This is a genomic window from Microbispora siamensis, from assembly GCF_016863095.1.
Lineage (GTDB): Bacteria > Actinomycetota > Actinomycetes > Streptosporangiales > Streptosporangiaceae > Microbispora > Microbispora siamensis.
The window spans coordinates 234,433-257,702 of record NZ_BOOF01000005.1; the positions used below are offsets into that span (position 1 = coordinate 234,433).

A 23,270-nucleotide genomic window follows, 5' to 3' on the forward strand; every position below is an offset into this window, starting at 1 on the left:
GGACGGAACCGTCGTACCGTCCGCGTAAGGTGTGGCGCATGGGGAGCACCAACGGATACGACGCCCTGCTCGTCGTCTCCTTCGGCGGGCCGGAGAAGCCCGAGGACGTCATGCCGTTCCTGGAGAACGTCGTGCGCGGCCGGGGCGTGCCGCGCGAGCGGCTGCTGGAGGTCGAGGCGCACTACCAGGGGTTCGGCGGGGTCAGCCCGATCAACCAGCAGTGCCGCGACCTGATCGCCGCGCTCGACGTGGACCTGCCGGTCTACTGGGGCAACCGCAACTGGCACCCGTTCCTGGAGGACACGGTCCGGCGGATGAAGGAGGACGGCGTCCGCAAGGCGGCGGCCTTCGTCACCGCGGCCTACAGCTCCTACTCGAGCTGCCGACAGTATCTCGACGACATCGCCCGTGCCCGCGCCGCCGTCCCCGGCGCCCCCGAGATCGTCAAGCTCCGCCACTACTACGACCACCCCGGGTTCATCGCGGCGATGGCCGACCACACCCGCGAGGCCCTCGACCGTCTGCCCGCCGACGCCCGCGAGCAGGCCCGCCTCGTGTTCACCGCGCACAGCATCCCCGTCTCCATGGCCCGCACGGCGGGGCCGGCGGGGGGCGCGTACGAGGCCCAGCTCAGGCGCGCCGCCGAACTGGTGACCGCACACGTGGAAGAGGGCCGGGCCTGGGACCTGGTCTGGCAGAGCCGCAGCGGCCCGCCGCAGGTGCCCTGGCTGGAGCCCGACGTCTGCGACCACCTGGAGGCGCTGCACGCCGAGGGCGTGCGGTCGGCCGTCCTGGTGCCCATCGGTTTCGTCTCCGACCACATGGAGGTTGTCTACGACCTCGACGTGGAGGCCGCGGACACGGCCGAGAAGCTCGGCATGGCCCTCACCAGGGCCTCGACCGCGGGCACCCACCCGCGGTTCGTGTCGATGGTGGCCGAACTGCTCGCCGAGCCCGAGCCCGCGCCGTGCGCGGCCACCTGCTGCCCGGCACCCGTACGGCCCGCCGCCCGGCCGGGCCGGTAGCGGTAACGGCACCGTAGGCGGCACGGCAGGACCCGCCGTCGTGCGCCTTCCTTGTCAGGAGGCGTACGTGCGGGCGTACGCCTCCGCGAGCGACAGGACCTTGTTCACGTAGTCCCAGGAGTGGTTGTAGAACCACACGGCCTTCCTGAGCTTGTCGCCGCCTGCGCCGGCACCGTTGGCGCACAGGTATTTGGCCGCCGACGGCACCGCGTCGTAGGGGCTCCAGATGTCCGCCTCGCCGTCGCCGTCGCCGTCCACGCCGTACGCCTTCCAGGTGGCGGGCATGAACTGCATCGGCCCGAGCGCCCCCGCGGACGAGGGGCCGTTGTTGCGGCCGTGGCTGCTCTCCACCTGGCCGATGGCGGCGAGGACGGTCCAGGAGAGGCCGGGGCAGACGGTGGCGGACCGCTGGTAGAGGTCCAGGTAGCTCGTCGGCCGTCCCACCAGGGCCTGCCCCGGCGTGGCGGTGGCCCGCGGCCGGACGGCGGCCTGGCCGACCCGCACGACCTGCGCGCCCTTGCCGAGCAGGCGCGCGACCGCCTTGTCGCTCACCTTGCCCGGGTCGCCGTGCACGAGCACCACGACGCCGCTGGGAAAGCCGAGCCTGCGGCCCAGGTCCTGGCTGACCAGGCCGTCCACGCCGGGCAGCCCGAGCGAGGCCGAGGCCGCGACGCGCAGCTTGGGGCCCCGGTCGATCTGGTACTCCGCGCCGAGCACCATGCCGAGACGTTTGATCGTGGCCGCGTCGGCGACCATCTCACCCCGCGCGAGCGCGCTCCACACCTCCGGATGGCCGGCCACGTTCTTCGGCGTCCACGAGCGGAACGTGGCCGGGTCGACCGCGAGCAGCCGCAGGGCCGTGCCGGACACGCGCACCGCGCCGCCGTCGGCGACCGCCACCTTCTGCACGTGCCGCAGCTTGGCGATCTTCAACAGGGTGCTCTGCGGCACCCGCTTCGGGGAGATCGCCAGGAGGTGCGGCAGCGTGACCTGCACGCCGGGCCCGCCGACGACGGGCGCGCTCGACGGCAGCGTGCGGTCGGGCATGAGGCTTCCCGCCGTCGCCCGCGCGGCCGGGAGGGGGTTGTCCGCCCGCGTCCTGTCCGTCTCCGCCCGGCCGCCGCCGGCCGCCAGCGCGCCGTCACCCGGCCAGGTGACCAGGAAGGCGGTGCCCGCGGCCATGACGCTGAGGATCACGACCGCGAGGCCGGTCACGATCGGGCGGAGCCGCGTGGAGGCGGAATGAGTGGACGACCTCAACCTCAGCCCCTCCACCACCGACGCGGAAAAATCACTTGCCTCATGATATGCGGGTAGGCGATGGTCAAACCGGAGACAAACGCCGTCCGCGTGTCCCGGGGCCTTCCGGGACCGCCGCCGCTGTCGAACGGCCGGCCCGGACGCACACGCACACAGTGCCGAACACAGTGCCGAAGGGGAACACACCATGGTCGGGCCGTACCGCGGGCTGTTCGGCACGCCCGGAGTCAAGGGCTTCGTCATCGCGGGCTTCGTCGGACGGGCGCCCATGTCGATGCTCGGCATCGGCGTCATCCTGCTGATCACCGCCATCACCGGGTCGTACGCGAAGGCGGGGGCCGTGGCGGCGACCCTCTCGATCGCGGTCGCCGTGGCCGGGCCTCTCTCCGGGCGGCTGGTGGACCGGTTCGGCCAGGCGCGGGTGCTGGTGCCGCTGGTGCTGTTGCACGGCTGCTCGCTCACCGCCCTGATGCTGTGCGCGCACGCCAGCGCGAACGATTCGGTACCCGAGTGGACGCTGTACGCCGCCGGCGCGGCGTCCGGGGCCACCGGGATCTCGCTCGGCTCGATGGTCAGGGCCCGCTGGTCGCACGTGCTCGACGATCCCGCCAAGCTGCACACCGCGTTCTCGTTCGAGTCCGTGGCCGACGAGGTGATCTTCGTCGGCGGGCCCGCCTTCGTGACCGCCCTCACGATCGCGATCAACCCCTACGCGGGCCTGATCGCCGCGATCGCGCTGACCGTGTCGGGCACACTGGCGTTCGCCTCGCTCCGCGGCACAGAACCGCCCGCCGTACGGCACCGGGGGGCGGCCGGGTCCCCCATCGCGATCCCGGGCGTGGCGCTGCTGTCGGCGGTCTTCCTGGCCATGGGCGCGGTGTTCGGTTCTGTCGACATCATCACCGTGGCCTTCGCCGAGGAGCACGGCAGCAAGGGCGCCGCCGGGCTGCTGCTCGCCGCGATCGCGTGCGGCAGCGCGATCTCCGGCCTGTGGTACGGCTCGCGGCAGTGGAAGATCAGCCTGCGCGCCCGGTTCGTCCGGGGGCTCACGCTGTTCGCCGCCGGGCTCACGCCGGTGCTGCTCATGCGCGACGTGCGGGTCATGGCGCTGGCGCTCTTCGTCGCCGGGTTGTCCATCTCGCCCACCCTGATCACCGGGTTCTCGCTGGTGGAACGCCTGGTCCCGGGGGCCCAGCTCAACGAGGGCATGGCGTGGATCACCACCTCGATCAACCTCGGCGTGGCCGTGGGCTCCTGGGCGGGCGGACGGCTGACCGACCTGTTCGGCGCGTCCAACGCGTACGGCTTCTCCTACGCCTGCGCGCTGCTCGCGGCCGTCGTGGGCCTCGCCGGCTCGGCACTGGTCCGGGTGCGTCACCAGCACACCAACTGAGACCCGGCTTTGCCCCGTAGGCAGCGGAGCGATTCATGAGTAGTGTTCATGTTCACCCCGGGGCAGGTGCCGGGGCGAGGAGGAGCATGGACGCCTTCGTCAACTGGGCGCGCAACCAGTCGGTCACCCCCGCGGAGGTCCGCGCCCCCGCGTCGGCGGCCGAGGTCGCCGACGCGGTACGGGACGCCGCGAAGACGGGCCGGCGGGTGCGCATGACCGGCACCGGGCACTCGTTCACCGGGGTCGCGCTCACCGACGGCATCCTGCTGCGGCCCGGCGCGCTGACCGGCGTCCTCGACGCGGGCGACGGGTGGGTCAAGGTCGCCGCGGGCACCCCGCTCCACGCGCTCAACGAGGAACTCCACCGGCGCGGCCTGGCGCTGGCCAACATGGGCGACATCACGGCCCAGACCGCCGCCGGGGCGATCCAGACCGGGACGCACGGCACCGGCAGGCACGTCGGCGGCCTCGCCGACCAGGTCGTCGAACTGGAGATGGTCCTCGCCGACGGCTCCGTGACGACCGTGCGCGAGGGCGACCTGTTCGACGCGGCCCGGGTGGGCCTCGGCGCGCTGGGCATCCTGACCGCCGTCACGTTCCGGGTGGAGCCCGCGTTCCTGCTGCGCAACCGGCGCGAGCCGATGGCGTTCAGCCGGATCCTCGACACGCTCGACGACCTGACGGAGGCCGACGACCACCTCGACTTCTTCTGGCTCCCCCACACCGACACCTGCCTGGTCAAGCGCAACAACCGCGACACCGGACCGGCCCGGCCGCCCGCGCCGTTCAAGCGCTGGCTCGACAACGTCTTCCTGGAGAACACGCTGTTCGGCGCCGCCTGTGCGGTCGGGGCGCGCTTCCCCGGCGCGGTGCCCGCGATCAACGGGATCTCCGGCCGGCTGCTCGGCTCGTCTGAGTGCGTCGACACCTCTTACAAGATCTTCACGTCGGTGCGCGAGGTCCGCTTCCTGGAGATGGAGTACGCCGTCCCGCGCCACCACCTCGCCCAGGCCCTGCGGGAGACCCGGGACCTCGTGGAGCGGTCGGGCTGGCCGATCACCTTCCCCGTCGAGGTTCGGGTCACGCCGCCCTCGGACGCCTGGCTGTCCACCGCGTACGGCAGGCCCTCGGCGTACGTCGCCTGCCACGTCTACCGTCAGGCGCCCAACCCCGCGTACTTCGAGGGCGTGGAGGAGATCATGGTCAGGCTGGGGGGCCGGCCCCACTGGGGCAAGCTGCACACCCGGGACGCGGACTACCTGCGTGGCGTGTATCCGAGGTTCGGCGACTTCCTCGCACTGCGCCGCGAGATGGACCCGGACGGGCTGTTCGGCAACGATTACCTCGACCGGGTGCTCGGCGCGTCGCGGGAAGGCTGACCCCATCGCCGCGTAAAGTCCCTCTCCACGGTCCGGCGTCTTCCGCGTGTCGCGTTGCCCGCGCCGGCCCTCGGGCAGGCACATTGCGGAGCACGGGCACACCAGAGCCCGGCGCGCCACTCGAACCCGAGGGAGCAAGCAGGAATGAGACCCTCCCGCAGGTCCGGCCGCACGGCGTACGGCACGGTCACGCCGCCGTGCGCCGCGCCCGCGCCGTACGGACGGGCGGTGGGCGCGCACCACCTGAGGAGACACGACCCTCGCTCTCGCCTTGTGGGCCGGATCGGCGGCGCGGCCGCCTGTGGACTGCCGCTCCCACACGACCGACAGGTTGCGGAAAGGTGAACGCGAAAAATGTGACCGGGGTCACAACATCTGCCTCGCCCCCTGGCGAGGCGATGTTCGGACATGCCGGGTACGGTGCTGGAAGGCAACCGGCTCACGCGAGAGACTCAAGGGTCCGGGGGAAGACAGAGCACGACGACGAAGGGACTCGCATGCAGGAGCTCCGTCTCGTCGCGGTAAGTGAGGACGGAACGTACCTCGTCCTGGCGACGGCCGGGCGGGGCACGCGCTTCACGCTGCCCGTCGACGACCGGCTCCGCGCTGCGGTCCGCGGCAACTTCTCCCGTCTCGGCCAGTACGAGATCGAAGTGGAGAGCCCGTTGCGTCCCAAGGAGATCCAGGCGCGCATCCGTGCCGGCGAGACGGCGGAGGAGATCGCGGCCACCGCCGGCATTCCGGTGGAGAGAGTCCGCTGGTTCGAGGGACCGGTTCTCCAGGAGCGCGAGTACATGGCCCAGCAGGCCCAGCGCGTCTCGGTCCGGATGCCGGGCGAGACGACTCCCGGGCCCACGCTCGGCGAACTGGTCGCCGAGCGGCTCACCCGGCGCGGCGTGCCCGCCGACGAGATCGACTGGGACTCCGCCAAGCGCGACGACAACCTGTGGCGGGTGCGGCTCGGCTTTGTCTGGAACGGTCACACCCGCCACGCCGAGTGGCTCTTCGACCCGCGCCGCCGCCACATCACCCCCAACGACGACGAGGCCATGCGCCTGTCGGCCGCCGAGTACGTCGAGCCGGAGCGGGACGACGCCACCGTGCGCCCCTTCGTGCCCCGCCTCGCGTCCAAGCTCGCCCCGGTGCCGCCGCTGCCCGAGGAGGCCTCTCCCCGCCGCGACGAGCCCGGTCTCAGCGTGCCTGCCGTACGCTCCGAGCCCGCCGCGCTCCCCGAGCCCGTGCCTCCGCCGCGGCTGAGCCCGCCGCTGCGTGCGGAGACCGGCCGGCCCGAGCGGCCCGAACCGTACGCGGACGAGCCGGCGGCCTACCGGCCGGAGCTGACCCCGGTGCCCTTCCGGCTGCCGCAGTCGCTCATCGCCACTCCCGACGCCGTACCCCCGCCGCCCGCCGCCGAGCCCAGGGTGGAGGACAGGCCGCGGACCGAATCCGCGGCGCAGGCCGCTCCCCCGCACACGCCCTCCGATCCGCGTACGCCCTTCGACGCCGCCCCGGCCGCCCCGGTCACTGTGGGCGTTCCGGACGCTGCGGGCCGGGAGACGTCCGGAGACGGCGCGCGCCGCGAGGACGGTCAGGATGCGGCGCCCGACGCCCCCACCAGCGCGACGCCACCCAGTGGAGCGGCGGACCCGCAGGAGGCTGCGCGTCCGGCGACGCCCGTGGACCGGGTGGCCGCCGAGGACGCCACGACGACCACGAGCACCACGACGTCCCCGGATTCCGCGACGACAGGCTCCGGGGCGACGGACGCCGTGGCCGCCGCCGCAGCGTCCCCACAGGACGCCGAGGGCGTGGCCTCCGGCCGCGAGAGCACGGAGACCGCCGCGGAGGCCGCCACACCGGCCGAGCCCTCGGCCGTCGCGTCCGCGTCCCAGCCGGTCCCCGGCACGGACACGGCGGCGGCCACGGGCACGGGCACGGCCGTGAACCCGGCCGAGGGCGGCGCGACGGACGAGGCGTCGCCGACGCCCGCTGTTGCCGTCCCCGCACCCGCTCCGCCCGCGGACTCCGCGAAGGAACCCACAGCAGGCAACGCGGCCGACGCCCCAGCGGCGAATGTGCCCGCGCCGAGCACGCCCGCGGAGTCCGCATCGGAGCCCGCCGCAGCGCCTTCCGTCCCCGCCGCATCGGCGGCTCCTGCCGCTCCGGCGGCAGAGGCCGCCACGCCCCCGGCTCCGGCGCCCGCGGCGGCCCAGGCCGCAGCTGCCCCGGCAGCACAGGCCACGCCGCCCGCGCAGGCTCCCGCGAAGCCCGCCGCCGAGGCCGCACCCGCGCCGCAGGCGCCGGCGGCCCAGGCACCCGCCACCGCCCCGGCGCCCCGGACGGGGGACGCCGGGAAGACGCAGCGTGCGGGCGACGGGTCCAAGGACGGGGCGAAGGAGGCGCAGAAGGAGGCTCCGAAGGACGCCAAGCCCGAGACGCCCGCCCCGCCCGTGCCGAAGCCGGCTCCCCCGCGACCCCGCAAGTCGCGCGGACGCCGGGCGTCGGTGCCGACCTGGGACGAGATCATGTTCGGCGCGCGCAAGCAGGACTGACCCCACAGGACGCGGTGTCTTCGGGCGCCGCGGCGGAGCCGTCCACCGGGCGGCGTCACCACGACCCGCGCGAGAAGGCCGGCTGGCGAGTTCACGAACTCACCGGCCGGCCTTCAGCCGTCTGTCCGGGTCATGCGCCCGTCCCGAATCCCCCGTTGCCCCGTCGCGCGCCCCGAGAGGCCCCTCGCGGCGTGACCAGACCGCGGGCACGTGTCCAGGCGGTTCACGCGAACAGCGCCGTACGGGAGACCGTCCGGAACAGTTCCGCACAATCATGAACCTTGTCCCGCCTTTCGTAGATCAAGGATCTTCTGTGGTGCACCCCTCTTCCCGGCACCCGGCCGGGGGGCTCGGGGCCTTCCCCTAGGGAGGTTCTCCCTGCATCGACGATCACGGTGGAGGCGCGTACGCGTGATCGCGGCGGCCGCTGTCGTGACCGCCGGCACGCTGGTCGTGCTCCCCCAGGCGGCGCACGCGGCGGTCACGGGGCCACCGCCGCAGGCGTCCGCCTTCGATCACCTGCTCTACTGGAACAGCGTCTTTCTCGACACCATCCGTAGCCTTCCGAGGTCAAGGCGTACGGCGGGGCGAAGAAGCCCACCTCGCGGTCCGCCGACCACGTGATGCAGAGGTGGTTCGGGCACAGCCTGACCTTCACCGCGTCCACCGACGCCCCGAACGCCGATCCGAAGACCAGGACCTTCACGAGTTTCGAGCAGGCCGCCGAGGAGGACGCCCTCGGCCGACTCTGGCTCGGTGTCCACTACGTCTACGTACGCGACCAGGGAAAAGAACCGAGCAGCACCTCCAGGCCCGCTGGGCGGCGAGATCCGCCGACCCGGGGGCTGCCTCGCGTCATCGATCTTTGTTAGTGTTTCGCCCGGATCGACGCCGAAGCGTGGCTTGGGGGGATCGTCGTGTCAGGGCCGTTCAGCGCGCCTCCCCATCCCGACGGCCTGACCACTCCGGCCGAATTCGTCGCCGCGCTCGGCCGTCTCCGCCAGTGGTCCGGTCTGACCTACCGGCAGCTCACGGCCGCCGCGAAGGCGTCGGGAGACGTGCTGCCCTCCAGCACGATCGCGGGCGTCCTCGGGCGCACGACCCTCCCCAGGGAGGAATTCGTGGCGGCCTTCGTACGGGCCTGCGGGCTCGGCGAGGCCGAGACGGCGCGCTGGGTGGCGCACAGGAAACGACTGGCCGCCGGCATGACGCTTCCGGCCGATCCTCCCGGCGCGACCGCCGGCCCGGACCACTCGCCCGTCCCGCCGCTGCAGCCCGGCCAGGATGACCGGCCCGATCAGGCCGGTCGCTTCGAGCCCGGCGGTCTCGACGGGCGCGAGCACGCCCTTCCTGCGGACCCCGCCGCGCCGGGCGAACCGGCCGGGCCGGACGGAGACACCGTACGACCGGAGACCCGGGCGCTGCGGCGGTTCGCCATGGCGGGGGCGGGCGTCGTGGTCCTGCTCCTCGCCATGGGCGCGCTCCTGGCGCAACTGCCCGTCTCCTGGGCCGGCGGCGACGCGCGGCCCTCCGCCTCCCCAGCCGCCGCGACGGCCGGGAGCGGTCGCACGCCGCCCGACGGGTGGTATCACATCGTCCCGTCGCATGTCGCAGGACGGGACCTGTGCGTCGGGGAGGGACGCGAGCGCAGCAAGCGCACGGACCGGCACCTGGCCGTGCAGCGGCCCTGCCGCGATGTCGTCCCCGACACCTACCTGCACGCAGCCGGCGGCGCCCACGAGATCCAGTGGCACCATCCCGAAGAGGGCGTCGGCTGCCTCACCGTCGACGAGGCGCTGACCGGCCCGGGCGCGCTGATCGCTCCCGCGGACTGCTCCGGGGCGGCGCACCAGCGGTTCCTGCTGAAGCCCGCGGGGGTGGGGTTCGCCCTGCACCCCCTGCACAGCGAGCTGTGCGTGGGAGCGCTGTACGGCGAGGCCGACGTGGCCCCCGGCGCGGAACTCGCCCAGAAGTCCTGCACCGGGCGGCCCGACCAGGTGTTCCTCTTCCGCCCGGCGCCCGCTCCGACCTGGACACCTCGCTGACCGCACCCGCCCGGCCCACGCCTGCCACCGGTCGGCGCTCGCCGGCGCATAGCCCGTTGGTCTGGGTTCCTCCCGTGAATACCGGAGAGGCGCTGCTCACACCTTCTATGATCACCAATGAACTCACCGTGGAGCACTTATCGGGCGGAAGGCGACGAATGACGGAGACGGGACGCGTTCCGGCGGGTGTGAATCCGAAAGTCCCGAGCGTGGCGCGCATCTACGACTACTTCCTCGGCGGCAAGGACAACTTCGCCTCCGACCGTGAGGCGGCCGAGCAGGTCATCCGGCTCGGGCGCGAGCAGGGGTACGACATCCCCGCGCTGGCCCGCGCCAACCGCGCCTTCCTGGTGCGGGTGGTCAGAGAACTCGCCGATGCCGGCGTGCGTCAGTTCCTCGACATCGGGACCGGGCTGCCCACCCAGCAGAACGTGCACCAGGTCGCCGCGATGTTCGGTCCCGGTTCCCACACCGTCTACGTGGACAACGACCCGACGGTGCTCGTGCACGCACGCGCCATCCTCGCCAACACGCCCAACACCCTCGTGGTGCAGGGGGATCTGAAGCATCCTGGCGAAATCCTCGCCGACGAGCGGGTCCGGGCGCACCTGGACTTCAGCCGGCCGGTGGCGATCCTCGCGCTGGCGATCCTGCACTTCTTCACCGACGACGCGGAGGTGAGCCGGATCGTCTCAAGTCTTCGCGACGGGCTGCCCTCCGGCGGCTACCTCGCCATCTCCCACACCTATGTCCGGCGCTCCGACCAGCACAAGGTGGAGCAGGCGCAGTCGGTCTACGGCAAGACCTCCGCCGGGGGCTTCGTGCACCGTGGACCCGAGGAACTCGCCGCCATGCTGGACGGCATGGAGATTCTGGAACCCGGCGTCGTCCCCGTCGAGCTCTGGCGTCCCCGCCACGACCAGTACCCGGGCGACCCCGGCAACAGCGGCTACATCGGAGTCCTGGCCCGCCGCCCCTGAGGCCTCCACCGGCTCTCTCTCCGCCTTCTCAGCGCGCCGTCAGCGATATCTCAGCGGCTGACGGCCCGTGTGCGCCTCCACTCTGCGGAGGGGCGCTGACACGGCGCTGAGGGCGTGACCGCCAGGCTCCGCCCGGCCTGCCCCAGGTCGCCCTCACCGCCCGCGCTCGCTGGGCGCCCTCCAGGCGGTGGCCGGACAGCCACCGGTACCACCCGAGCCCGCCGACCAGACGCAGCGCGAGGTCCGTCTCGGCCTCCTCGCAGGCCCATCTGAGGGCCGCCGACCGGCGCGAGCTCGAAGCCCCGGCGCGCAGCGCGCGGCGGCGCCTGGTCCACCCCGGCGTGCCCGGTGGGTGTCGCCACCGGCGCCGGCCGGGTTCCCTCGGCGGCGGGCTCGCCCCTCAGCATCGTGAGACGGAGTTCGGCCGGCGCGGGCGAGGGGTCGGCCCCGAGCCGGCCCGCGAACGTCGACCGGGCCTCCTCGTAGGCGGCCAGCGCCTCGACGCGGCGGCCCGACCCGTAGAGGGCGCGCATGAGCTGCCCGTGCGGCCGCCCCCGCAGCAGGAGCGTCAGCAGGGCCCGCAGCCGCTGCCCGCCGACCTCGCCCGGCCGCCCGTCGCGCCGTACGTCGAGGGGGCCCAGAACGGCGAAGCTCATGCCCGCTCCCGGAGCGTCCCCCTGCATGCCTCGATTGTGGCGGATAAGGGCGCCCGGAGCCTCACACCCCACATACCGGTCCTCCGTACGTACGGATCGATTCGGGAGAACACGGAGGTCAACGGCTCGCGCGGGCCCGATCATCGGTACGGATCACCGCGATCCGGTCGGGGCACCTGTCCAATCCGCGTAGCATCATCGGGCATGGGGTCGCCGAGAAAATCAGCGGTCACGCGAGCCGCCGTCACGGTGACGGCGCTCACGCTGGCCGCGTCGGGCTGCGGAATCCTGGGCGGGGGATCGCCGAGGAACCTCGACGTCATCAGCGTGTCGAGCCCGCAGTTCCGCGACGGCGCACCCCTGCCGGACGACTACTCCTGCAAGGGGGGGCAGGGCAACCCGCCTCTCCGCTGGTCGGGCACGTCGGGCGCCAAGTCGGTGGCCCTCGTGGTCGACGACAACAGTCCCCACAGCGGCCCGGAGGTGCACTGGGTGGTGTTCGACATCGACCCCGCGACGACCGAGCTGGGCATGAACGACGTCCCCCGAGGCGCCCGGCAGGGCATGACGTCGAGCGGGAAGGTGGGCTATGCGCCCCCGTGTCAGGCCGACGGCAGCTACCGTTTCACTGTCTACGCACTGAACGCGAAGCTCGACCTGAAGCAGGGCGCCGGACTCGCGCAGACTCTGGGGAGCATCGCGAGTCACACGATCGCCCGTGGGCGCCTCACGGCGAACACGATCGAGTGACATGCTGGGCACCGGAGGTAGTCGTGCTACACCAATCTTCACCTAGGGTGTGACAACGGTCATTGTGGTCGAGCAGAATCGGATCCAATTGCTGAGCGCAGGTGATCAAAGGGGGCAGGTCGCGTCGATGGCCGCGCGACCTCACCGGCGCCGCAGAAAGGCCATGGCCTTGAGGGTGGTGCTATGACTGCGGTCATTTCGGGTCTTGTCGCCGTCGTGCTTCTCGTGCTGCTGGTCGTGGCGCTGGGCATGCGGTCGATGAACCGCAGGGAGAGTGCTCTCTCCGCCGAGCGCATCAAGGCGATGGCCGAGAACAAGGGTCCCAAGCCCCGCCGGCCCGCCGAGGAGACGTTCTTCGAGAGCTTCCCCAAGGGGTTCGACGCCTTCGAGGAGCCGGAGAAGCAGCGGCCGGCGCCCCGCCCGGCCCCCCGCCCCGGCGGGCGGCAGGCGGCGCGGCCCGCGCAGCGCGGCGGCAAACAGCCCGCCGCCGCCCGCGGCAAGCGTGGCGTGGACGAGTGGGGCGAGGCCGACGACTACGACGACGACTACTGGTCGCGCGTACGCGCCGACGACGGCGGCTTCGGGGGGACGATCGCCGCGAGGATGGCCACCCCCCGGCCGGTGGACGAGACCGCGGGCGCGGCCCAGGTGGCCGACCCCGACGCCGCGACCGTGCAGGCCCCCCTTCCCGCCCGCCCCGGTCGCGCCCGGCGCGCCGACGCCGACGAGCCGGTGTCTCCCGCCGCCCCCGTCTCCGCCTCGGCGATGGCCGACCAGAAGACCGTCACCTTCTCCGCGCCTACGCCCGACCTGCTCGCCGCCCCCGCCGCTCCGGCCGGCGCCCCCGCGACCGGCCCCTTCGACTCCCCCGCGGTGAGCGGCGTCCCCGCCTCTCCCGCGAGCGACCCCTTCGCGGCCGCCGCCGGGACCCAGGCGAGCACGCCGGGCGCGTCCGGCCGCAGGTCGAGCAGGTCCGGCCGGTCGTCGCGGGCCGCGGCCCGTCGCGCCGCCGCTGCCGCCGAGGCAGGGCAGGCCGGCGGCTCCTACGACAGCCCGCGCGCCACGGGCCCGTTCCCGTCGTCCGCCGGCACCGGCTCGCACGGGACGCAGCCGAGCGCCGACCCCCTGGGGATCGCGACGGGTACCGGCCCGTTCGGGGCCCCCGCCTACGACACGCCCGCGGGCACCGGCCCGTTCGCCTCACAGGGCGGTGTGGGCGCCCACGACGGCGGCTACGACACGGCGCCGTCCTCCCCCGTCCCGGCGACCGGGTCCTTCGTGGCCGGCGCGTACGACGCGGCCCGCACGAGCGGCTCGTTCGAGGCCGCGACGCCCGCCGCCTCGCCCGCCGACGCCCTCGCCGACCCCGCGCCCCGCTCCACCGGCGGCTCCTTCGACGCGTGGGCGGCGAGCTACGAAACGCCCCGGTCCGACGCCTACGATCCGTCCCGCGCCGCGACGGGCCCGTTCCGCGCGGCCGACGCATCGCCGTCGTACCCGCCCAACCCGGCGGGTGCCGGTGTGACAGGCGCGGGCGCCACCGACCCCGGCTGGCCGGTCGCCGGCAGCTACCCGCCGGTCCCCGCCGCCTCCGCCCCCACGACGGACCCCTCCTGGACGGGCGCCCGCGACGTGCTCGACGACCCGGAACCGCCGCGCGGCGCGTCCTCCTGGCCGAACGCGGAGACCTACCAGACCCCGGCCTACGACGGCTACTCGTCCACCTACTCGGCGGAGGGCGGCTACCCGGCCGCCTCGACGCCGTCGCCCGCCGCGCCCTCCACCCCGTCGTACGAGGTGAGCACGGGCTGGGCGACCATCGACGCCTCTGACACGGTGACCGGCTCGGGCCCGGGGACCGCCTCGCCGTACGAGTCGGCGGGCTACGACGCGCCGTCGGGGCAGAGCCAGTACGGCTACGACCGGCAGCAGCAGGGATACGGCGGCACCCATCCGTCGTGGCCCGAGCAGAACGCCGCCGATGGAAGCTGGCCCTCCTACGACGAGGTCCACGGCGAGACCCCCACCTCGGCGAGCGGACGGCGGCGGGGCAGCCACCGCAACCCGGAGAGCGACTATCCCGACTACTACCGGTGATTTTCCCGTTCCCTGCCTGGTGACGGCCTCCGCGGCTGACATATTGTCAGCCCATGACAATCAGTGACGACACGATCTCGCCACGTGACTGGAAGTCCGTACTCCGGCACGATGTGCCCGCATCGCTGGTGGTCTTCCTGGTGGCGGTGCCGCTGTCGCTCGGCATCGCGGTCGCGTCCGGCGCGCCGGTGGCGGCCGGGCTCGTCGCCGCCGTGGTCGGCGGCGTGGTGGCCGGCGCCCTCGGCGGGTCCGTCGTCCAGGTGAGCGGCCCGGCCGCCGGGCTGTCCCTGGTGGTCGCCGAGCTCGTCCACACGTACGGCTGGCGCGCCACATGCGCCATCACCGTCATGGCCGGCCTCCTCCAGTTGGCCCTGGGCGGGCTGAAGGTGGCGCGGGCGGCGCTCGGAGTCTCCCCCGCCGTCGTCCACGGCATGCTCGCCGGGGTCGGCGTGGTGATCGCGCTGTCCCAGCTGCACATCGTGCTCGGCGGTTCGCCGCAGCGCTCCGCGCTGGAGAACGTCCTCGAACTCCCCGCCCAGATCCTCGACAACCACACGCACGCGGTCATGATCGGCGTCCTCACGATCGGGGTCCTGCTCGTGTGGAGCCGGATCCCCCGGCTGCGCGCCGTGCCCGCCCCGCTCGCCGCGCTGATGGTCGCCACGCTGACGGCCGCGGTGACGGGCTGGGACCTGACGAAGGTGGATCTGAAGGGCGGATTCTCCTCCGTCCAGGGACCTCTGATGCCGCAGGGCGACTGGCACGCGATCGCCGGGGCCGTCCTGCTCGTCGCCCTCCTCGCCGGAGTGGAGTCGCTGCTGACCTGCGTGGCGTCCAACCGCCTGCACGACGGTCCCCGCGCCGACCTCGACCGTGAACTGACCGCGCAGGGCGTGGCGAACGCGGTGTCCGGCGCGCTGGGCGGCCTCCCGGTCGCGGGCGTCGTCGTGCGTACGACCACCAACGCCCGGGCGGGCGCCCGGAGCCGCTGGTCCACGGTGCTCCACGGGGTGTGGGTGCTGCTGTTCACCACGGCCTGCGCCTGGATGATCGCGCTGATCCCCTTGGAGGCGCTCGCGGCGCTGCTGCTGTTCATCGGCGTGCAGATGGTCAACCTCGGGCACGTCCGCAACCTGCGCAGCCACCGCGAGATGCCGGTCTACTTCGTGACGATGGCCGGAGTCGTGCTGATCGGCCTGGCCGAGGGCGTGGCGATCGGCCTCGGGCTGGCCGCCCTGCTCGCCCTGCGCCGCCTGGCCTGGGTCTCGGTCGACGTACGGCAGGCGGGCGAGCGGCGCTGGCGCGTCGTCGTCACCGGGTCGCTGACGTTCCTCGGCGTGCCCCGGCTGACCGAGGCATTGCGCGGCATCCCCGCGGGGGCCGCGGTCGAGCTCGACCTTCACCTCGACTTCATGGACAACGCCGCCTTCGAGGCGCTGCACGCCTGGCGGCTCCAGCACGAACGCACCGGCGGTGCGATCGACGTGGACGAGCCGCACGGCGAGTGGTACTCCGCCGCGATCGACGGCGTCCGCCTGTTCCCGGCCAGGATCCCGCCCCGGCACGACCGCTGGTGGCTGCCCTGGGCCTACCGGCGACGCCCCCGTCCCATGGACGCCGCCGGGTCCTACGCCGTGATCGGCGCGGACGGCGGGAGCCACGACGACGTTCCCGTGGTCTGCGAGCCGCAGGGCGTGCCCGACCTGCTGGAGGGGACGCGGGAGTTCCAGCGCCGGACCGCGCCGATGGTCCGCCCGCTGCTTCACCGCATGGCCCGTAAGCAGTCGCCGTCGCACCTGTTCATCACCTGCGCGGACTCCCGCATCGTGCCGAACATCATCACCGCGAGCGGTCCCGGCGACCTGTTCACGCTGCGCAACATCGGCAACCTCGTGCCGCGCGCCGGCGCCACCCCCGCCGACGACTCGGTCGCGGCCACGATCGAGTACGCCGTGAAGGTCCTCGATGTGCGCACGATCACGGTCTGCGGGCACTCGGGATGCGGTGCGATGGCCGCCCTGCTGGGCGAGGTGCCCGACCTGCCCGCGCTGCGCAACTGGCTGCGGCACGGGCGGCAGAGCCTGGCGAGGTTCGTGGCCGCCGAGCCGGGTGACGACGACGCCGGGCCGCTCGACCGGCTCTGCCGGACCAACGTGATCCAGCAGCTCGAGAACCTGCGGACCCACCCGTTCGTGGACACCCTCGTACGGGCGGGGAAGCTGGAGCTCACGGGCCTGTACTTCGACATCGGCGCGGCGCGGGTGCACGTGCTGGAGCAGGAGCGCTTCACACCGGTGCCCGAACTGCGCACCGGCTGAGCCCCGCTCCGGTGGAGTCGGGAGGGACGGCGAGCTTCGCTGTGAGCGGATCATGTCCGCCGACCGTGAAACGGGGCCTACGCCGGGCCCGGGCGGGCCAAGGATGACCGTATGAAGATTCTGGTAATCGGCGGTTCGGTGTTTCTCGGACGCGCCATCGTGGAGGAGGCGCTGCGGCGCGGTCACGAGGTCACGACGTTCAACCGGGGCAGGAGCGGGACGGACCTGCCCGGTGTGGAGGCGGTGCGCGGCGACCGCGAGGTCACCGACGATCTGCGGCGGCTCGCCGACGGCAGGCAGTGGGACGCGGTGGTCGACGTGTGCGGGTTCGTCCCCCGCGTCGTCCTGGAGTCGGTGCGGACGCTGTCGGGGCACGCTCCGCACTACACGTTCATCTCCAGCATCTCCGCCTACCCGGACTGGCCCGACAAGTCCGGCGTCGACGAGACCTTCCCGCTGCACGAGTGCCCGCCGGACGCGGACGCCGAGTTCGGCGACTACGGCGTGCTGAAGGCCGGCTGCGAGCGGGCGGTCGAGCAGCACTTCGACGGCGGCGCCCTGATCATTCAGCCCGGCCTGATCCTCGGCCCCCACGAGAACGTGGGCCGGCTGCCCTGGTGGCTCACCCGCATCTCCAGAGGCGGGCGGGTGCTCGCCCCCGGCAACCCGGCGCTGCCGATGCAGCTCATCGACGCCCGGGACATCGCGGCGTTCACCCTCGACCAGGCGGCCAAGGGCACCACCGGCCGCTACATGACGGGCGGGGTGCACGGCAACACGACGTACGGCGGCTGGCTGAACGACTGCGTGGAGGTCACCGGCTCCGACGCGGAGCTGGTGTGGGTCGACGACACGTTCCTGGCGGACCAGGGCGTGGAGATGTGGACCGAGCTTCCGCTGTGGGCTCCGGAGACGGGCCACCAGGGCGTGTGGACGCACTCCTCCGCGAAGGCCATCGCCGCAGGCCTCACTTGCCGGCCCGTGCGGGAGACCGTCCGGGACACCTGGGAGTGGCTGAAGGACATCCCGGAGGAGCAGCGTAGTTTCGGCGGCCAGATGCACCACGGCATCGACCCGGAGAAGGAGGCGCGCATCCTCGCTGCCTGGGACGCCCGCTCCTGACCGTGACCGTCGCCCGCGTGCGGGCGGGCGGGGGCGGCGGACTCCCCTGCCGGAGTCGTGTGCGCGGAGCCGTAGGCTGTCGGCCATGATCTGGGTGGTTGTGATCGTGGCCGTGCTGGTCGTGTTCGGCGGGCTCGGCATGGCCGGACGCCTGCCGGGAACCTCACGGCGACGGTCCGCGCCGCGCCCCTCCCCGGGAGGCCGCCCGTCAGGCCGCGCCGGCCGGACCGCGCGGCCCGGAGGACGTGCCCCGGCCTCGCGGCCGGGCACCAGGCCCGGTGGCGGCGCCGCTCCCCACGCGAGGCGCGGCACCGCCTCCGGGACCGGGACCCGGGGCGGGGGCCGCCCGGCGACGGGCGGCGAGGCGGGCGTGCGCGGCGGTGCGGCCACGCAGGCCGGTCCGCGCCCGGGTGAGATCTGGTGGGCCGACGTGCCCTACGAGGACGGGCCGGGCCACAAGGTGCGCCCCTGTGTGGTGCTCAGGACCTACCGGGGCGGCGCCGAGGTCCTGAAGATCACGAGCCAGGACCGCAGCGACCGCGCCGACCACGTGGAGATCCCCACCCGCACGTGGGACCCGGACGCCGACCACAACAGCTTCCTCGACCTCACCGGCCCGGTCCGCGTGCCCGTCGCCGATTTCCAGGACAGGGCGGGCACGCTCGACGCGCGCGTCTGGCGGCAGGTCTGCCGCCTCCACGAGATCACGCCTAACTGAGCCGTACTCCTCTGAGACCGGCCACCGAGACCGGCCACCGGCCTCGCCTGCGGCGATGTGGAAGCCACGGAGCTCGGACGGTGAGCCGGAGGCGTCGTCACCGCGATGACGTGGGCCCCTGCGGGCCGCCGCGCGGCGGCAGACCGGCGGCGATGCCGTCGAGCAGCCGGTCCAGGCCGTACGCGAAGCGGGCGTCACTGGCCATGTACTCCCGCCCGGCCTCCTTCGTCATCCGCTCCAGCATGGGATAGTCGCCCGTCGCGATGAGCGACTGGATGTAGGACAGGTGCCGGGCCAGCCGCTGGGCCAGCGTGAGCCCCGTCCGCCGCTGCCCCTCCGCCTCGGCCAGCTCGCTCTGGATGTAGCCGTTCACGTACGCGAAGACCGTGCCGACGAGGGTCAGCATCTCGTCGATGCTCAGGCCGAGGCCGTCGAGCATGCCGAGGGCGGTCTCCATCAGACGCGCGCTGTTCGGGCCGGTCTGCGGGCGGCCGGCCGCCAGCGGCGCGAGCCACGGGTGGCGGAGCATGGTGCGCCGGACCTGCCAGGCGAGCCGGCGAAGGCCGTCGGCCCAGTCGTCCGGCGGCCGTTGGTCCTCCGGCAGGTACTCCCTCACGGCGGTGTCGATCATCAGGTCGAACACCTCGTCCTTGCCGGTCACGTAGCGGTACAGGGACATCGTGCCCGCGCCGAGATCGGCGGCGAGGCGACGCATGGAGATCGCCTCCAGCCCCTCGGCGTCGGCGATCCCGATCGCCGCCTGCGCGAGGGCGGCGCGGCTGAAGCTCGGCCGCGGCCCCCGCGCGGGGCGCTCGGGTCGCATCCACAGGTTCTCGTGGCCCGTCATCGTTGGTCGTCCCAGGTCGTCGCGCTATTGCGTACACGGTACCCGGTATGTAGGCTCACATCGAGAAAGTGAGTACGACGTACTCAGTTTTTGGACGGCCGGACGAGGGGATTCCCCATGCCCGTAAGCCTCGCCGGGGACGAATTCACGGCTCCCGGTCTCGAACTGTTCGACTTTCCGCCGCTGTGGCCCGGCGCGCCGTACTGGCTGACCAAGCCCGTGGTGCTGGCCGCGGTCGGGGTGATCCTGCTGTGCGCGGTCGCGTGGGGGGCGTTCGCGCGGCCGTCGCTCGTCCCGCGCGGGCTGCAGCACCTCGGCGAGTACGGCTACCTGTTCGTGCGCGACCAGGTGGCCCGGCCGTTCCTCGGTGCGGACGCCGAGCGGTGGATGCCGTTCCTGCTCAGCCTCTTCTCGGTGATCCTGCTGTGGAACCTGTTCGGCGCGATCCCGGGAGTGCAGTTCCCGGTGAACTCCCACATCGCCTTCCCGGTGGTGTTCGCCCTGGTCGTGTACGTGATCAAGCTCTATCTCGGCTTCCGGCACCACGGGGTGGGCGGATACCTCAAGAGCCTGATGTTCCCGCCCGGCCTGCCGAAGCCGCTCGCGCTGGTCCTCTACGCGCCGCTCGAACTGCTCTACACATTCGTCACCGCGCCGTTCACCCACGCCGTACGGCTGTTCGCGAACATGTTCGCGGGGCACCTGCTGCTGGCGTTCTTCAGCGCGGTCGGATTCTGGTTCCTCGTCGAGCAGCCGACCGGGCTCGGGTTCCCGGTGGGCGTCCTCGGCGTGGCCATGGCCGTCGTGATGACCGGCCTGGAGATATTCATCCAGTTCCTGCAGGCGTTCCTGTTCACCATGCTGACGGCCATGTACATCGGCAACGCGCTGAACCCGGACCACTGAAGCGGGCGCTCGTACTCACCGGTAACTGAGTATCGGCGCTCATGCCCGGCAGGCGTACGCCGCGGACGATGGCATCATGGCGAAACCGGTGAAACCCTCGACGACGACGGCCTTCTACGTCCAGGCCGTCATCTCGTTCGCGATCTCCCTCGTGGGCCTGGCGGTCGGCATCCTCTACCTTCCGGTGACGACCTGGGTGCGCTCCTTCCTCGCCCTCGGACTGATGTACGTGGTGACCTCGACGTTCACGCTGGCCAAGTGCGTGCGGGACCGGCAGGAGGAGGCGACCGTCGTCAGCCGGGTGGACCAGGCCCGGCTCGACAAGCTACTCGCCGAGCACGACCCCTTCCGGACCGAGTGAGGGCGAGCCCCGATGGCCGGAAAGAGACGGCCTCGGCCCGTCGCCGGACCGAGGCCGCCTGCGGCTGAACGAACTCAGGCGTCCTTGCAGCCCTTGCCCTTGCCCGGCTTCGTGCAGTCCGAGCCCGGCGCGGCGACGACGGTGAACTTCGCCGTGCCCACGTTGGAGGTGTTGCCGGCCTTGTCGGTGGCCCGGTAGCTCACGGTGTGCGCCCCCGGCTGGCCCACCGCCACCGGCTTGGAGTACAGCGCGAACGGCTGCCCGTCCAGGGAGTACTCCACAGTGGCCACGCCCGACTCGGCGTCGGTCGCCGAGATGGTGAGCGTGGCGGAGCCGACGTAGTTCCACGCCCAGTCCATGCTGCCGCCGAGCTGGGCCGACACCTGCGGGGCCGTGGTGTCCTTCTGCTCAGGCGCGACGACCTTGAAGGTCACCGACCCGACCGGCGAGGTGTTGCCCGCCTTGTCGGTCGCCCGATACTGCACCGTGTGCGACCCGGTCTTGTTGACCGAGACCGGAGCCGTGTAGGCCGCGAACGCCGCGCCGTCCAGCGCGTACTCGACCTTGTCGACGCCCGACTCGGTGTCGCTCGCCGAGATCGTCACGGTGGCCGAACCGACGTAGTTGCCGTCGGCGTCCTTCGTGCCCGACACGTTGGCCGACACCTGCGGAGCCGTGGTGTCCTTGGCCGGCGGGACCACCACGGTGAACGTCACCGACGCCACCGCCGAGGTGTTGCCGGCCTTGTCGGTCGCCCGGTAGCTCACCCGGTGCGCGCCCGGCTGGTCGACCGTCAGCGCCTTCGAGTAGACCGCGAACGGCTGCGAGTCGAGGGAGTACTCGACCTTGTCCACGCCCGACTCGCTGTCGCTCGCCGAGATCGTGACGGTGGCGGACCCCACGTAGTTGCCGTTGGTGTCCTTGTCACCGGACACCTGCGCCGACACCTGAGGAGCGGTCGTGTCCTTGGCCGGCGGCGCCACGACCTTGAAGGTCACCGACCCGACCGGCGAGACGTTGCCGGCCTTGTCGGTCGCCCGATACTGCACCGTGTGCGATCCGGCCGTGTTCACCGACACCGGGGCCGAGTACGTCGCGAAGGCTCCGCCGTCCAGGGCGTACTCCACCCTGTCCACGCCCGACTCGCTGTCGCTCGCCGAGACGGTGACCGTCGCGGAGCCCACGTAGTTGCCGTCGGCGTCCTTGTCACCGGACACCTGCGCCGACACCAGCGGAGGCGTGGTGTCCTTCTGCTCCGGTGCGGCGACCTTGAACGACACCGACGCGACGTCGGAGGCGTTCCCGGCCTTGTCGGTGGCCCGGTAGCTCACGGTGTGCGCGCCCGGCTGCTTGACCGCCACCGGTGCGGAGTACAGGCCGAACGGCTGCCCGTCGAGGGAGTACTCGATCCTGTCGACGCCCGACTCGGTGTCGGTCGCCGAGATGGTCACGGTGGCCGACCCGACGTAGTTGCCGTCGGCGTCCTTGTCACCGGACACCTGCGCCGACACCTGGGGCGCCGTGGTGTCCTTGGCCGGCGGCGCGACCACCGTGAACGTCACCGACGCCACCGCCGAGGTGTTGCCCGCCTTGTCCGTGGCCCGATACTGCACCGTGTGCGACCCGGTCTTGTTGACCGAGACCGGGGCCGAGTACGTCGTGAAGGCCGCGCCGTCCAGCGCGTACTCCACCTTGTCGACGCCCGACTCGGTGTCGGTCGCCGAGATGGTCACCGTCGCGGAGCCCACGTAATTGCCGTTGGTGTCCTTGTCACCGGACACCTGCGCCGACACCTGAGGCGCCGTGGTGTCCTTGGCCGGCGGCACCACGACCGTGAACGTCACCGACGCCACCGCCGAGGTGTTGCCCGCCTTGTCGGTAGCCCGGTAGCTCACCCGGTGCGCGCCCGGCTGGTCGACCGTCAGCGCCTTGGAATACAGCGCGAACGGCTGCGAGTCGAGGGAGTACTCGACCGTGTCCACGCCCGACTCGGTGTCGCTCGCCGAGATGGTCACCGTCGCGGAGCCCACGTAGTTGCCGTTGGCGTCCTTGTCACCCGCGACCTGCGCCGACACCTGCGGCGCGGTCGTGTCCTTGGCCGGCGGGGCGACCACCTTGAACGACACCGACCCGACCGGCGAGACGTTGCCCGCCTTGTCGGTCGCCCGATACTGCACCGTGTGGGAGCCCACCTGGTTCACCGACACGGGAGCCGAGTAGGTGGTGAACGCCCCGGAGTCCAGCGCGTACTCCACCCTGTCCACGCCCGACTCGGTGTCGCTCGCCGAGACGGTCACCGTCGCCGAACCCACGTAGTTGCCGTTCGCGTCCTTCTCGCCCGACACGTTGGCGGACACCTGCGGCGCGGTCGTGTCGGTGGGGCCGCCGGGGGTGACCACGAGCTCGCCGACCATCTGGTGGCCGGGGATCGCGCAGAAGAAGCGGTATTTGCCGGGGGTGAGGTTCACCTGGACCTCGTGCCGGCCGCCGTCCGCGTCATACGGGCTGGCGATGATGTTGACGTTGACGTCGTGGTTGTATCCGGGCGTCGACGTGTCGAAGGTCAGCGTGTGCGTCATTCCGAACGTGCTGCCGGTCGCCATGCTGTTCTCGAAGACGATCGTCGCGGGGCCCGCGACCGCCGTGGCCGGCGTGTCCTTGTACGCGGTCATGCTGTTGTCGGCGGTCCAGGTGAGCACCTGCGCCGCCGCCTGGCCGACCTGTTGCCGCGCCTCGGGCTTCGGCGCGGCGGCATTGGCCGGCGACAGCCACAGCGCCGGAAGCGCCACGCACAACAGCGCCACGGCCACGGCTGCGCCCAGCGCCCTCCGTAGCTTCCCTGTCAATAACTGCATCTGAGG

The 23,270-nt window shown here is 72.6% G+C and carries 18 protein-coding genes; 14 read left to right on the forward strand and 4 right to left on the reverse strand.

The features are described from left to right. Positions 1 to 38 precede the first annotated feature (38 nt). Positions 39 to 1,025, forward strand: coding sequence for a ferrochelatase (locus Msi02_RS07560; RefSeq protein WP_204047669.1), 987 nt, complete (start codon positions 39 to 41; stop codon positions 1,023 to 1,025). A 54-nt stretch (positions 1,026 to 1,079) separates the two neighbouring features. Here the strand turns inward: Msi02_RS07560 and Msi02_RS07565 are convergent, their stop codons facing one another. Beyond that, entirely contained in the window at positions 1,080 to 2,285 is a 1,206-nt protein-coding gene (locus Msi02_RS07565) for a lytic transglycosylase domain-containing protein (RefSeq protein WP_239108204.1), read from the reverse strand. Positions 2,286 to 2,472: 187 nt separating this feature from the next. Here Msi02_RS07565 and Msi02_RS07570 point away from each other — a divergent pair, with 187 nt between their 5' ends. The 6 genes from Msi02_RS07570 to Msi02_RS07600 all read left to right on the forward strand — a co-directional run bounded on the left by Msi02_RS07570 (position 2,473) and on the right by Msi02_RS07600 (position 10,634). Further along, positions 2,473 to 3,678 (forward strand): MFS transporter, encoded by a 1,206-nt coding sequence (locus Msi02_RS07570; protein WP_204047670.1) that lies wholly within the window; start codon positions 2,473 to 2,475, stop codon positions 3,676 to 3,678. An 86-nt stretch (positions 3,679 to 3,764) separates the two neighbouring features. Beyond that, positions 3,765 to 5,057, forward strand: a complete 1,293-nt coding sequence (locus Msi02_RS07575; RefSeq protein WP_204047671.1) for a D-arabinono-1,4-lactone oxidase — start codon at positions 3,765 to 3,767, stop codon at positions 5,055 to 5,057. Positions 5,058 to 5,554: 497 nt separating this feature from the next. Then, the gene (gene sepH, locus Msi02_RS43875) at positions 5,555 to 7,609 is read left to right on the forward strand and encodes a septation protein SepH (protein ID WP_275414095.1); all 2,055 of its coding nucleotides are present in this window, start codon (positions 5,555 to 5,557) and stop codon (positions 7,607 to 7,609) included. 620 nt (positions 7,610 to 8,229) lie between these two features. Then, positions 8,230 to 8,481 (forward strand): hypothetical protein, encoded by a 252-nt coding sequence (locus tag Msi02_RS07590; RefSeq protein ID WP_204047673.1) that lies wholly within the window; start codon positions 8,230 to 8,232, stop codon positions 8,479 to 8,481. Between the two features lie 45 nt (positions 8,482 to 8,526). Next, on the forward strand, positions 8,527 to 9,654 hold the full coding sequence (locus Msi02_RS07595; protein ID WP_204047674.1) for an XRE family transcriptional regulator: 1,128 nt from the start codon (positions 8,527 to 8,529) through the stop codon (positions 9,652 to 9,654). Between the two features lie 158 nt (positions 9,655 to 9,812). Further along, positions 9,813 to 10,634 carry an SAM-dependent methyltransferase gene (locus Msi02_RS07600; protein ID WP_275414096.1) on the forward strand — a complete coding sequence of 274 codons (822 nt, stop codon included), beginning with the start codon at positions 9,813 to 9,815 and terminating at the stop codon, positions 10,632 to 10,634. A 50-nt stretch (positions 10,635 to 10,684) separates the two neighbouring features. Here the strand turns inward: Msi02_RS07600 and Msi02_RS07605 are convergent, their stop codons facing one another. After that, positions 10,685 to 11,290: an AfsR/SARP family transcriptional regulator gene (locus tag Msi02_RS07605; protein WP_239108205.1), complete on the reverse strand. Its 606-nt coding sequence runs from the start codon at positions 11,288 to 11,290 to the stop codon at positions 10,685 to 10,687. 204 nt (positions 11,291 to 11,494) lie between these two features. Here Msi02_RS07605 and Msi02_RS07610 point away from each other — a divergent pair, with 204 nt between their 5' ends. The 5 genes from Msi02_RS07610 (at position 11,495) to Msi02_RS07630 (ending at position 18,295) form a co-directional block, all read left to right on the forward strand. After that, positions 11,495 to 12,040, forward strand: coding sequence for a YbhB/YbcL family Raf kinase inhibitor-like protein (locus Msi02_RS07610; RefSeq protein WP_079319338.1), 546 nt, complete (start codon positions 11,495 to 11,497; stop codon positions 12,038 to 12,040). A 183-nt stretch (positions 12,041 to 12,223) separates the two neighbouring features. Beyond that, the gene (locus tag Msi02_RS07615; protein WP_204047677.1) at positions 12,224 to 14,137 is read left to right on the forward strand and encodes a hypothetical protein; all 1,914 of its coding nucleotides are present in this window, start codon (positions 12,224 to 12,226) and stop codon (positions 14,135 to 14,137) included. 53 nt (positions 14,138 to 14,190) lie between these two features. Continuing rightward, complete coding sequence (locus Msi02_RS07620; protein ID WP_204047678.1) at positions 14,191 to 16,455, forward strand: SulP family inorganic anion transporter; 2,265 nt, start codon at positions 14,191 to 14,193, stop codon at positions 16,453 to 16,455. A 111-nt stretch (positions 16,456 to 16,566) separates the two neighbouring features. Beyond that, positions 16,567 to 17,577: an NAD-dependent epimerase/dehydratase family protein gene (locus Msi02_RS07625; protein ID WP_204047679.1), complete on the forward strand. Its 1,011-nt coding sequence runs from the start codon at positions 16,567 to 16,569 to the stop codon at positions 17,575 to 17,577. Between the two features lie 85 nt (positions 17,578 to 17,662). Then, positions 17,663 to 18,295, forward strand: coding sequence for a type II toxin-antitoxin system PemK/MazF family toxin (locus Msi02_RS07630; RefSeq protein WP_204047680.1), 633 nt, complete (start codon positions 17,663 to 17,665; stop codon positions 18,293 to 18,295). Between the two features lie 97 nt (positions 18,296 to 18,392). On the opposite strand, the gene Msi02_RS07635 is transcribed toward Msi02_RS07630, so the two are convergent. Further along, positions 18,393 to 19,142, reverse strand: coding sequence for a TetR/AcrR family transcriptional regulator (locus Msi02_RS07635; protein WP_204047681.1), 750 nt, complete (start codon positions 19,140 to 19,142; stop codon positions 18,393 to 18,395). Between the two features lie 117 nt (positions 19,143 to 19,259). On the opposite strand from Msi02_RS07635, the gene atpB reads away from it, so the two are divergent. Next, entirely contained in the window at positions 19,260 to 20,048 is a 789-nt protein-coding gene (gene atpB, locus Msi02_RS07640) for a F0F1 ATP synthase subunit A (protein WP_204047682.1), read from the forward strand. Positions 20,049 to 20,124: 76 nt separating this feature from the next. Then, positions 20,125 to 20,409 (forward strand): YiaA/YiaB family inner membrane protein, encoded by a 285-nt coding sequence (locus tag Msi02_RS07645; RefSeq protein WP_204047683.1) that lies wholly within the window; start codon positions 20,125 to 20,127, stop codon positions 20,407 to 20,409. 74 nt (positions 20,410 to 20,483) lie between these two features. Here Msi02_RS07645 and Msi02_RS07650 read toward each other — a convergent pair whose 3' ends face one another. Continuing rightward, positions 20,484 to 23,264, reverse strand: a complete 2,781-nt coding sequence (locus Msi02_RS07650; protein ID WP_204047684.1) for an OmpL47-type beta-barrel domain-containing protein — start codon at positions 23,262 to 23,264, stop codon at positions 20,484 to 20,486. Between the last annotated feature and the right edge of the window lie 6 nt (positions 23,265 to 23,270).